General features: G+C 31.4%; 10 protein-coding genes. 4 read left to right on the top strand and 6 right to left on the bottom strand.

What is annotated here, in order from left to right; translation table 11 throughout:
* The first annotated feature begins 351 nt into the window (after nucleotides 1–351).
* Entirely contained in the window at nucleotides 352–675 is a 324-nt protein-coding gene (locus NSQ15_RS05265) for a hypothetical protein (RefSeq protein WP_046466811.1), read from the top strand.
* A 112-nt stretch (nucleotides 676–787) separates the two neighbouring features.
* On the opposite strand, the gene NSQ15_RS05260 is transcribed toward NSQ15_RS05265, so the two are convergent.
* A complete protein-coding gene (locus tag NSQ15_RS05260; RefSeq protein WP_017638246.1) occupies nucleotides 788–1,405 on the bottom strand; it encodes a lysophospholipid acyltransferase family protein in 618 nt (205 codons plus the stop codon).
* 171 nt (nucleotides 1,406–1,576) lie between these two features.
* Here NSQ15_RS05260 and NSQ15_RS05255 point away from each other — a divergent pair, with 171 nt between their 5' ends.
* Nucleotides 1,577–2,833: a S1C family serine protease gene (locus NSQ15_RS05255; RefSeq protein WP_070453982.1), complete on the top strand. Its 1,257-nt coding sequence runs from the start codon at nucleotides 1,577–1,579 to the stop codon at nucleotides 2,831–2,833.
* Nucleotides 2,834–2,857: 24 nt separating this feature from the next.
* On the opposite strand, the gene NSQ15_RS05250 is transcribed toward NSQ15_RS05255, so the two are convergent.
* The 3 genes from NSQ15_RS05250 to tyrS form a co-directional block, all read right to left on the bottom strand.
* On the bottom strand, nucleotides 2,858–4,285 hold the full coding sequence (locus NSQ15_RS05250; RefSeq protein ID WP_124760127.1) for an MDR family MFS transporter: 1,428 nt from the start codon (nucleotides 4,283–4,285) through the stop codon (nucleotides 2,858–2,860).
* A 134-nt stretch (nucleotides 4,286–4,419) separates the two neighbouring features.
* Nucleotides 4,420–4,884, bottom strand: a complete 465-nt coding sequence (locus tag NSQ15_RS05245) for a MarR family transcriptional regulator (RefSeq protein ID WP_070453986.1) — start codon at nucleotides 4,882–4,884, stop codon at nucleotides 4,420–4,422.
* Between the two features lie 61 nt (nucleotides 4,885–4,945).
* Entirely contained in the window at nucleotides 4,946–6,208 is a 1,263-nt protein-coding gene (gene tyrS, locus NSQ15_RS05240; RefSeq protein ID WP_340746984.1) for a tyrosine--tRNA ligase, read from the bottom strand.
* A 576-nt stretch (nucleotides 6,209–6,784) separates the two neighbouring features.
* Here tyrS and NSQ15_RS05235 point away from each other — a divergent pair.
* Complete coding sequence (locus tag NSQ15_RS05235; protein WP_340746983.1) at nucleotides 6,785–7,696, top strand: transglycosylase domain-containing protein; 912 nt, start codon at nucleotides 6,785–6,787, stop codon at nucleotides 7,694–7,696.
* Between the two features lie 52 nt (nucleotides 7,697–7,748).
* On the opposite strand, the gene NSQ15_RS05230 is transcribed toward NSQ15_RS05235, so the two are convergent.
* Entirely contained in the window at nucleotides 7,749–9,416 is a 1,668-nt protein-coding gene (locus NSQ15_RS05230) for a formate--tetrahydrofolate ligase (protein ID WP_029055653.1), read from the bottom strand.
* A 259-nt stretch (nucleotides 9,417–9,675) separates the two neighbouring features.
* Nucleotides 9,676–11,385: an acetate--CoA ligase gene (acsA, locus tag NSQ15_RS05225; protein ID WP_217193954.1), complete on the bottom strand. Its 1,710-nt coding sequence runs from the start codon at nucleotides 11,383–11,385 to the stop codon at nucleotides 9,676–9,678.
* A gap of 171 nt (nucleotides 11,386–11,556) precedes the next feature.
* Between acsA and NSQ15_RS05220 the strand changes: the two genes are divergently transcribed.
* Complete coding sequence (locus NSQ15_RS05220) at nucleotides 11,557–12,189, top strand: GNAT family N-acetyltransferase (RefSeq protein ID WP_017638254.1); 633 nt, start codon at nucleotides 11,557–11,559, stop codon at nucleotides 12,187–12,189.
* Nucleotide 12,190: the final 1 nt, after the last annotated feature.

Below are 12,190 nucleotides of genomic sequence, written 5' to 3'. Positions count from 1 at the left end.
TATGTATTTGATATCCAAAACTATATAATTCAATGTTATTTATAGTTAATATTTAATGAAAGCGTTCTTAAATGCCGTCACATCAATTATTATCCTTAAATATTGTATCAGAATAAGAAGATAATTAAAATTGCTAATACGCTCTAATTATGAACTTTTCAAGATATTTAATTAGTGATTTTTTGAAATCTTTCATTTTAATTCGAAAAAAAAGATATTAAATACATCTATAAATAGCTTAATATTTAACTTTATATTAATTCATTTAAAATAAATTATACAAAATGTATTATACACAACTTTTTGTTTGTTTGATAAAATAAAGTCAATATTTAAGGAGGATGGTGCAACGTGAAAAAGTTTTTAGTTTTAATTTCAATTTTAAGTATATTATTAGTAGCATGTTCTAGTAGCCCTACTAAACAAGCTGAAGGAAAATGGCAAAATAGTGATGGAGACATCATTACGATTAAAGGTGAATCACTCAAAGTCACTAGTGGTGGTATGTCACTTGAAGGGTCTATTAAAGATGATAAAGAACATAAACATTTAGCTAAGATTAATCTAAGTGGTGAAACAGGCTATTTAAAAGTAGGAAAGAAAGCAATCTATGCCTTAGATTCACCTAATGACAAACCAGACAGTGAAGATAAATTCGAGAAAATTAAACAATAAGTTTAGTTTTACAATTGTTAGTACTTATTTATTTTATTAATATCACTGAAAATTAAAAGGTTGGATAATGATTTATTCGTACTTGAATCATTATCCAACCTTTATTGTTTTACTATAAATTTTTAGCTATTTCATTTAATTCTTTTTGAAGCGCAGTTGTTCTACGTTCAATTTCTTTAGTTAAATATTCTACTTTTTCATTTCTCTTTAACTCTTTAGGAATATCACTTGTATCAATTGGCTCTCCAAATTTAAGTAAAGCTTGCCCAGTCACTAATCCATGTAATGCTTTAGGTCCTACATATGCAGCTGGTAAAATAGGTGCTTTACCTAACATAGCTATTGTAGCTGCACCTCTTTTTAATGGTGCACCTTCCATTGATGTTCTATGACCTGTTGGGAATATGCCTACAGTTTTATTTTCTTTTAGTAATTTAATTGGTCGTTTCAATGTACTTGGACCTGGGTTTTCTCTATCAACAGGAAACGCATTTAATGAGCTCAGGAATTTCCCGCCCCATTTATTACTAAATAATTCTTTCTTAGCCATATAGTTAATTTGATTTGGATAAATTGCCATACCTAACATTATAACCTCGTTATAACTTTCATGTGTACAAGTCACAACATAATTATTGTCTTTGGGAATGTTTTCTTTACCAATAACAAATAGTGATTTGCCTAATTTAACTAAAATAAAATATAAAATACTACTTATCACTTTATACATCGTTACACCTACTTATATAGTTTTCTATTTAACATATAGATTTTATCATTTACCTGCAATATGAACAAGATAACTTCTAAATGAGTCTAAAGTCTGATAGCAGAAGACTAGCGTTTTTGTGAAAAAAATTACATAATTAAGAGTAGAGATTATTAAAATTGGAGGTCAAATATGTCAGATTATACACAATCGAATCAATCTTATGATTCTCAACAACAACCATCTCGATATAATAAACCTAAGTTTCCGTGGTTTAAAACCATTTTAGTTGCATTAATTGCAGGTATTATTGGTGCCTTACTCGTTCTTGGAATTGGTAAGATACTTAATCAAACTGTATTAAATCATGATGGTGCAACGGTTAATGAAGCGTCAAATAGTAAAGGCGGTAATCAATTAGATGGAAAAAGTGATAAATATGATTCTGTCCATGAGATGATTAAAGATGTTTCTCCAGCTATTGTTGGAGTTATTAATATGCAAAAATCAAATAACCTTGATGATTTATTAAAAGGAAAAACTTCTAAACCAGAAGAAGCTGGTATAGGTTCAGGTGTTATTTATCAAATTAGTGACGGTTCTGCTTATATCGTAACAAATAACCATGTTATTGATGGTGCATCTGAGATAAAAGTACAATTACACAATTCAAAACAAGTTAAAGCTAAACTTGTCGGCAAAGATGCTGTTACAGACATTGCTGTATTAAAAATAGATAATACTAAAGGTATCAAATCAATCGATTTTGCAAATTCATCAAAAGTTCAAACAGGAGATAGCGTGTTTGCAATGGGTAACCCACTCGGTTTAGAATTTGCAAATTCAGTCACATCTGGTATTATTTCTGCAAATGAACGCACAATTGATGCTAATACGACTGGTGGCAATACAAAAGTAAATGTACTTCAAACTGATGCAGCGATCAACCCAGGTAATTCTGGTGGTGCACTTGTAGATATTAATGGTAATTTAGTTGGTATCAACTCAATGAAAATTGCATCTGAACAAGTCGAAGGAATTGGATTTGCTATTCCTAGTAATGAAGTAAAAGTTACAATTGAGCAATTAGTTAAGCATGGGAAAATCGAACGTCCATCTATTGGTATAGGATTAATCAATTTACAAGATATCCCTGAATCATACAGAAAAGAAATGAATACCGATAGTCAATCTGGTGTTTATGTTGCGAAAGTCAGCCATGATAGTAACCTTAAAAAAGGTGATATTATAACAAAAGTTGATAGTAAAACTGTTAAAGAAGATACTGATCTAAGAACTTATTTATATGAACATAAGAAACCCGGAGAGCATATTAAATTAACAGTTATCCGAGATGGTAAAACTAAAAGTATTGATGTTAAATTAAAAAAACAAACACAAACATCTACACAGTCATCTTCAGAAAGACAAAGTCAATTTGCACAATAATAGTAAAACAAGGTATTAATGAAATTAAGATTCATCAATACCTTGTTTATTTTTGGTTAAAAATAACGCTGGAATTAATATAAATAAAATAGCTATCACAGAAACCACAAATCCTTCATGAAATCCTGTTAATTGCTTACTGATAACATCATGCATAGCAGATTTTGAAATGTTAGAAGCGACTACAGTTGCGATAATGGCTGTTCCAAAACTAGCACCAACATTCTCTATCATATTGATGCCAACACCAGCCTCTGATAATTGTGATTCTGACACACCTTTATATGCATCTGCCATCAATCCAAGATTTATACCACCCACGCTACATCCTCTAATAAATAATATTAGAGATATCCACCAGATAGATGTATGTTGATCTACAAAAGCTAATGGTAAAGTGCCGATAATAGCAATCACAATACTTATCATAATAACGTATTTTGCACCTATTCTATCAATATATTTACCTATATATGGACGTGTGATCAACATCCCTACCCCTTGAGGTATTAATGCTAAAGCTGCTTCGATTGCAGAATAATGTTTAAAAGATTGAAAGAATAACGGCAGTATAACCATTGGTCCCATAATACCTATATTAGCCAAAAGTAATCCTAACATTGAAGCTGAGTAAGTTTTACTTTTAAATAAGTTAATAGGTAATATCGTATTAAATTGATTTCTTAAATTATAAATGACATAACCAACAATAAATATCACACCTACAGTTATACAAAAGACTGCTAAAGGATCCAAAAATGTACCTTTATCTCCTGCTTCGGTGATACCATATATTAAACTTGTACTAATAATTCCTAACATTGCAATTCCTATAGCGTCTAACGATTTATCTTTGTTAAATGGTTTAAAAGATGGTACGTATTTCATCATAAGTGGTACCGAAATAACAGTTACTAATATATTAATAAAAAACATCCATCTCCAAGATGCAAAGTGAATAATAAAACCACCTAACGTAGGTCCTAATATAGGTCCAAAGATCATTGGGGTGCTTACAATAGCCATTACCTTACCTATATTTTCTTGACCTGCAGTCTTAACTAATAAAGTAAACATAAGAGAAGTGATAACACCTGCACTAAAACCTTGAACAATTCTAAATAGAATAAATACGTTAACTGAATTACTAAGTCCAACCATTAATGAAGTTAAACCGAATAATGACATTGCTATTATAAATACATTTTTACTATTGAATTGATTCATTAACCAACCAGAGAATGGAATAGCAATAGCTAAAGCTAGAATATATCCTGTAATTCCCCATTGAACAATATCAATACTAGTATGAAATGTTTGGTTTAATTGTTTGATACCAATGTTGATCATCGTTGAATCTAACATTGGAGCGATAGCACCTATAGCAATAGCCCATGCTGCATGCATCGTTTCTTTTGGAATTTGTTGACTTTGTGCTTTATATTCTGACATAAATTGACTCCTTTTTGTTTCTACGTCAACAAATTTACGCCTATTTTGTTTCCTTGTCAACAATAAAAATTTGAAAAATAAAAATGAGGCATCAATAATGCCTCATTCTCGAAACTATAACTTTCTAAATTTATTTAAAGTTGTAATTCATTTTTCTTAATTTCATCATCTAAATGGTTATTATATCTTTCAATAAATTGATATATACTATCAAATTCTTCTTGTGATAAATTGTCGAATACCACTCGATCTCTTGCTTCAAACTTAGCATGTAGTTGCTGATGTGTGTTATAAACTTGTTGACCTTTTGGTGTAAGTCGAAAATATATTTCTTTTTTATTACTATCGCTTCGATAACTTTCAATCAACGATTTTGTTTGAAGACGTTTTGTCAATTTACTTATGGCACCTCTTGTCATAAATAATTGTTCAGTTAAACTTTTAACATTAGGGTTTTTTAAGTCATGTATGGCTTCAATACAATGAACTTCACTTGATTTGTATTCTTTTAGCGCTTCTTGCATTTCATCTTTATTTAGCCATGCAATTTTATTAAACATGTTTCGCAACCCTCTCATGATGACTTCTTCTTTATTCAAGTTTTAACCTCCCACACACCAATTTAGATCTTTAGGTAATTGATTCAAGATCTTAAATAATTTATTTGTAATTAACCATAAAGTATTTCTTTTTACCTCTACGAATAATAGTAAATTCTTCTTCGATTTTGTCTTGATCTGAAAGTTCATAATTTACATCTTGTTGACGTTCACCATTAATATAAATTGCGCCATTATTAACATCTTCACGCGCTTGACGTTTTGAAGTAGCAATTCCTGTTTCAATTAACGCTTCAATAATATTTGTAGTTTCTTTAGATAATTCAACTTGAGGTACATCTTTGAAACCTTCTTTTAATTCTTTAGCTGATAATGATTTTAAATCTCCACTAAATAATGCTTGTGAAATTCTAATGGCATCGTTTAAAGCAGCCTCACCATGGATAAAACGAGTTACATTTTCAGCTAATGCTTTTTGTGCTTCACGTTTATGTGGTGCTTCCTCTTTTGATTGTTCTAATTGATCAATATCTTCCTTACTTAAGAAAGTAAAGTATTTTAAGAATTTTATTACATCTTCATCTGATTGGTTTATCCAAAATTGATAAAACTCGTATGGACTTGTCTTTTCTGCATCTAACCAAACAGCACCAGATTCTGATTTACCAAATTTCTTACCATCAGATTTAGTTACTAGTGGAATAGTTAAACCATATGCTTCAGTTTGTCCATACATACGTCTCATTAATTCGATACCACTTGTAATATTACCCCATTGATCTGAACCACCTACTTGGATTTTACAATTTAATTCACGGTTCAAATGACCAAAGTCAATTGCTTGTAAAATAGTATATGTGAACTCTGTATAAGAAATACCATGTTCTAATCTTGTTTGGATAGAATCTTTTCCTAGCATATAGTTAACACCAACATGTTTACCATAGTCACGTAAAAAGCTAATTAACGAGATTTGCCCCAACCAATCTTTATTGTTAACTAAAGTTGCACCTTTATCTGTACCGAACTCAAATAGTTTATGCATTTGTTGACTAATACCTTGTACATTAGCTTCTACTTGTTCTTCGGTTTGTAATACACGTTCTTCTGATTTACCAGATGGATCACCAATCATACCTGTACCACCACCGATTAATACAATCGGACGATGACCATGCTCTTGAAAACGTCTTAAAGTTAGAAATGGAAGCAAATGACCAATGTGTAAACTATCTGCTGTTGGGTCTGCACCACAATATAAAGCTACTTGTTCTTTATTTAATAATTCTTCAATTCCCGCTTCATCAGTTTGTTGATATATAAGTCCACGCCATTTTAAATCTTCAATTAATGCATTTGACATTATTCAATTCCTCCTAAAAATATTCTTTTATTATCATAAGTTTAGATGTAAGTGTGATTGAAAGATAAGCCTTTTAAGTTTAAATGGTTCATATCATATTTTACTGAATATCTAAATATCAATAACTTTTAAAGATACTATCATCAAAAGTGTATTAGATATACAATTAAACAAAAAAATGCCCCTACATTTCATCAATGTAAGGGCGCATTTGCACGGTACCACCATACTTAAATTTAGGCTTCATAAGTGAATCATCCACAATTCTAAAACTAATTCATTTGGTATAATACTCAAACGTTTAGTTATCTAAGTGTCCAAAATTGTTGGATATTCTTTAACCTAATATCTCTCTTAATGATACGTTCATTAATCAAACGTCAGACTTGTAATAAAAAGGTGTATTCACAAAATAGAAAATATTAGTTCACAGCAACCACTAACTCTCTGAAATTCTCTACAAAGCTACTTGTCCTTCATCTGAAACCTATGTATTTGAATCTAATTATAGTTAACATTATTTTAAAAGTCAACTTACCGAGTATGATATAATAAGCTAAAATAAGGAGGTTTGCTATGGATAATATGAAACAACATCGGCAACATGATAATTTGTTTCGATTTGAAAAATTATATAAACGAATTAAACACATCATTGTTTCAGTTTTTATAATCGGTGTAGTGTTTACACTTATTATCTTATTAGCTGCCCTAGTTTATTTTCACCAACTAACTAAAGAAGCATCATCAATAAGTGATAATGCATTAAAACATAAAGTCATTCACTTTGCTGGAGATGATTTAATTAATTATAAAAACAAGGACATCTTATATGAATATGATCATTCACTTAATCCATTAATAGTAGGTCCTAAACATGTGAATCCAGATGTTATTAAAGCGCTAACGTCTTCAGAAGATACTTTATTTTTCCAGCATAACGGCATTCTTCCAAAAGCCATTTTAAGAGCAATGTTTCAAGATTTATCTCAGAAAGAACATAGTTCTGGTGGCAGCACCATTACACAACAATTAGTTAAAAATCAAGTGTTAACTAATGAAAAAACATATAGTCGTAAGGCTAATGAAATTATACTAGCTCAACGACTTGAAGATATATTAAGCAAAAAGGAAATTATCTACACCTATTTAAATATTGTTCCATTTGGACGAGATTATAACGGTGCTAATATCACTGGTATTTCATCTGCATCTTATAGTTTATTCGGTGTTTCAGCGGAACATTTAAATATCGCTCAATCCGCTTATCTTATTGGGTTATTACAAAGTCCATATGGTTATACACCCTATGACGAAAATGGTAACTTAAAACCTGCAAATGAAATTGAATATAGCATACAAAGACAACATTATGTTCTAAAACGTATGCTAGTAGAAGAAAAAATTACAAAGGCAGAATATCAAAAAGCAAAACAATATAATATTAAAACTCATTTATTAACTAAACCTAAAAAATCATCATATTAAAAATAACCCCTTGATAATATTCAATAAATTATCAAGGGGTTAACTATATATTTTAGAATAATCCTATTGCATGTCCATCATCAGTTACGTCCATGTTTAATGCAGCAGGTTTTTTAGGTAAACCTGGCATTGTCATAATTGCACCTGTCAATGCAACGATAAATCCTGCACCAGTTTTAGCTTCTAATTCACGGATTGTGATTTCGAAATCACTTGGTGCTCCTAATGCTGTTTGATCATCACTAAATGAGTATTGTGTTTTAGCCATACAAATTGGGTAATGATCCCAACCATTATCTTTAAATTGTTTTAATTGTTTTTGAGCTTTACTAGTGAATGTTACTTTTGAACCGCCATAAATTTCTTTAACAATTGTTTCAATTTTATCTTCTAGTGGTTGTTCTAATTCATAAAGTGGTTTGAAATTTTGTGGTTGATCTAGAACTTCTAGAACTTCATTAGCGAGGTCAACTCCGCCTTTGCCACCTTTTTCCCAAACTTCAGTTAGAGCAATTCTTACGCCATTTTCTTTTGCCCATGATTTAACAAATTCTACTTCAGCATCTGTATCATGAATGAAAGCATTAATTGCAATAATTGGTTCTACACCAAATTTTTTAATATTATTAACGTGTCGTTCTAAGTTAACAATACCAGCTTTAACTGCATCTACATTTTCTTCTTTCAAGTTATCCTTAGTGACTCCGCCATGCATTTTTAAAGCACGAACTGTTGCCACTAAGACGACAGCTGAAGGTTCGAAACCAGCTTCACGGGCTTTGATATCCATAAATTTCTCAGCACCTAAATCTGAACCAAAGCCTGCTTCTGTGACAACAATATCAGCTAAGTCTCTCGCTGTTTCTGTAGCTAAAATAGAATTACAACCATGTGCAATGTTAGCGAATGGGCCACCATGAACTAATGCAGGTGTACCTTCAATTGTCTGTACTAAGTTAGGTTTAATTGCATCTTTTAAAATCATAGCTAATGCGCCTTCAACTTTTAAATCTGCAACGGTAACTGGTTTACGATCGCGTGTATATCCAATTGTTATTTTACTTATTTTTTCTCTTAAATCTTTAATATTACGACTTAAACATAAAATAGCCATAATTTCTGAGGCAACAGTAATATTAAATCCATCTTCACGTGGCACACCGTTAGTTGGACCACCTAAACCAACGTTTACATGACGTAGTGCACGATCATTCATGTCTAGAACACGTTTCCATTCAATTCTACGTTGATCTATGCCTAAGTCATTACCTTGGTGTATATGGTTATCTATGAAAGCAGATAAAGCATTATTTGCAGTAGTAATAGCATGGAAATCACCATTAAAATGTAAGTTAATATCTTCCATTGGTAATACTTGTGCATAACCGCCGCCTGTTGCGCCACCTTTAATACCAAAAGTAGGTCCTAAAGCAGGTTCACGTAAAGCTACCATGACACTTTTCTTTAGTTCATGGAAAGCATCTGATAATCCTACTGTTACTGTTGATTTACCCTCTCCAGCTGGAGTTGGACTCATTGCAGTTACTAATACTACCTTACCTTTATTGTCTTTAGGTTTAATTTGGTTTATATCAATTTTAGCTTTATAATGTCCATATTGTTCTAAAGCTTCATCTGAAATTCCTGCCTCATTAGCAATTTCACTAATAGGTCTTAATTTTGATTGGTTTGCAATTTCTAAATCTGATAAATGTGCCAACTTATTTCAACCCCTTATAAATATTTATAAAATTATAAAAATAAGTGTAAGAATCAGTTATGTACATGATTCAATTGCTCTTACATCTTTAATAATAACCGACTTATTTATTGATGTCGAATATTTGATAGCGTTTTCAAAAACGCCATCGAATTCTACACATAAAAAGGACCTAAAAATAATTAGGTCCTTTTAGTTACTTATTGACGTTAATGTGTGAAAATAGAGTTTTGTAAATGCATTTTTCTAATGTCAATTATTAATCTTCCATTGTACTTAAGTCACCAGCATCTAAATCTAATTCCCAAGCTTTTAATACACGTCTCATAATCTTACCTGAACGTGTTTTAGGTAGTTTATCTTTAAACTCAATTTCTCGTGGTGCAGAGTGTGCAGACAATCCTTCTTTTACAAATTGGCGAATATCATTTTTTAATTCATCAGTTGGTTCATAACCTTGTCTCAGTGCTACGAATGCTTTAATAATTTCACCACGTACAGGATCTGGTTTACCGATGACACCTGCTTCAGCCACTGCTTCATGTTCTACTAACTTAGATTCAACTTCAAATGGGCCTACACGTTCACCAGCAGTCATAATCACATCATCTACACGTCCTTGGAACCAATAATATCCGTCTTCATCTTTATATGCAGAATCCCCTGAAACGTACCAATCTCCGATAAAGTAAGAATCATATTTTTCTGGATTTTTCCAGATAGAATGCATCATAGATGGCCATCCTTTTTTGATTGCTAAGTTACCCATTCTATTAGGTGGCAATTCTTTACCTTCATTATCTACTATAGCTGCTTCGATGCCAGGTAATGGTTTACCCATTGAACCTAATTTAATGTCCATGGCAGGATAGTTAACAATCATATGTCCACCAGTTTCAGTCATCCACCAAGTATCTAAGACACGTTTATGGAAAACGTCTTTAGACCATTTGATAACTTCTGGATTGAGTGGTTCACCAACAGACAAGATTGAACGTAATGATGACAAATCATATTTTTCTACAATATCGTCACCAGCACTCATTAACATACGTAAAGCCGTTGGTGCAGTGTACCAAATTGTTACTTTAAAGTCTTGAATCATTTTGTACCATTGTTCTGGAGAGAATCGACCACCAACAATACAGTTTGTAACACCATTTAACCATGGAGCAAAGACACCATATGACGTTCCAGTTACCCAACCTGGATCTGCTGTACACCAATAAACATCATCCTCTTGTAAATCTAATACATATTTTCCAGAAATATAGTGAACTAACATTGCTTTTTGAACATGTAGTACACCTTTAGGTTGACCGGTAGAGCCAGATGTATAATGTAAAATTAAGCCATCGTCTTCATTTAACCATTCAATATCAAACTCATCACTAGCTTTTTTAAATTCAGTATTAAAGTCAACATATGCCTCATCCACATCGTCATCTACTACAACAATTGTTTCCAAGTTAGGTAATTTATCTTTTGGAATTCGTGGTAATAATGCTTTATTTGTAACAATGACTTTAGCATCACTATTTTCAAGTCTGTCTGCCACAGCTTTTTCCATAAATGCTTCAAATAGTGGTCCAACAATTGCACCAATTTTTAAAATACCTAAGAAAGCGAAATACAATTCTGGTGTTCTTGACATGAAAATAAATACTCTATCCCCTTTTTGAACATTAGCTTTATTTTTTAAAACATTGGCTGCTTTATTTGAGTATTTTTTCATCTCTTCAAATGTGTATGATTCATGACGACGTTCGTCTTTATAGTTTAATGCTATCTTTTCTCCCTTACCCTCATCAACATGTCTATCTATACATTCATACGCCATGTTGATTTTTCCTGTCTTATTCCAAGAGAATGCCTTTTCAACATCTTTCCAATCAAAGTTATTATACGTTTGTTCATAATCTTGCAAATTATAATTTCCAGGTTCACTTTTATATACTTCAACTTTCATAAGAAAATCCCCCTTCGATTTATGAAATCGCTTTCTTTATAGTGAATTATACATATAATTGTCACATTATTCAAAACATTTAATTATAATTGACATCATTTTTGTCATTTTACATCAAGAAAAGTATAATAAGTATAAAGAACAAGGAGGTTTTAATTAGGAGGTGAAGATATGCAACATATAAAATCTTATATTAAAGAGAATATATACTTAGAAGATCAGCATTTTATAATAGAAGGCCCTGTTTCATATTCTTTTTTGAAAACGCTTACTTTCGACGATGGATTAAATGCATTTAGATCCTACAATGAACAATTTGAAGCTTTATTAGAAATTACTACGTTACCTGAAGGTAGAGTTTATATTATTCGGAGAGACAAACATATTATAGGTTATGTTACGTATCATTATCCAGATGAATTAGAAAGATGGTCTACTGGCCAACTCCCCTATTTAATTGAGCTTGGTGCAATCGAGTTAAGCAAAGGTTACCGTCATTTACATTTAGGTGGGAGATTAATTCAAATCAGTTTATCAGCTGATGAATTTGAAGATTATATTGTCTTAACAACTGAATATTATTGGCATTGGGACTTAAAACATGCCCAACTAGATGTATTTGAATATAAACGGTTAATGCAAAAATTAATGCAAAAAGGCGGTTTAGAAGTCTTTGCTACAGATGATCCAGAAATTACAAGTCATCCAGCAAATTGTTTAATGGCTAGAATTGGTAAAAGAATTAGTTTAGATCAACAACATGCTTTCGACGATATTAGATTTCAAAACCGCTTCTTTTATTAGC

Origin of the sequence: Staphylococcus sp. FSL W8-0774 (assembly GCF_038006785.1) — a bacterium.
Taxonomy (GTDB): Bacteria; Bacillota; Bacilli; order Staphylococcales; family Staphylococcaceae; genus Staphylococcus; species Staphylococcus pasteuri.
Note: the sequence above shows the minus strand (reverse complement) of the source record. Positions and strands in the feature narration are given on the sequence as shown.

Bases quoted from the DNA above. Each gene is read 5' to 3' on its own strand.
- NSQ15_RS05235 (WP_340746983.1), top strand. From the start codon at position 6,785: ATGGATAATATGAAACAACATCGGCAACATGATAATTTGTTTCGATTT.
- tyrS (WP_340746984.1), bottom strand. From the start codon at position 6,208: ATGTCAAATGCATTAATTGAAGATTTAAAATGGCGTGGACTTATATAT.
- NSQ15_RS05255 (WP_070453982.1), top strand. From the start codon at position 1,577: ATGTCAGATTATACACAATCGAATCAATCTTATGATTCTCAACAACAA.
- NSQ15_RS05250 (WP_124760127.1), bottom strand. From the start codon at position 4,285: ATGTCAGAATATAAAGCACAAAGTCAACAAATTCCAAAAGAAACGATG.
- NSQ15_RS05220 (WP_017638254.1), top strand. From the start codon at position 11,557: ATGCAACATATAAAATCTTATATTAAAGAGAATATATACTTAGAAGAT.
- acsA (WP_217193954.1), bottom strand. From the start codon at position 11,385: ATGAAAGTTGAAGTATATAAAAGTGAACCTGGAAATTATAATTTGCAA.
- NSQ15_RS05260 (WP_017638246.1), bottom strand. From the start codon at position 1,405: ATGTATAAAGTGATAAGTAGTATTTTATATTTTATTTTAGTTAAATTA.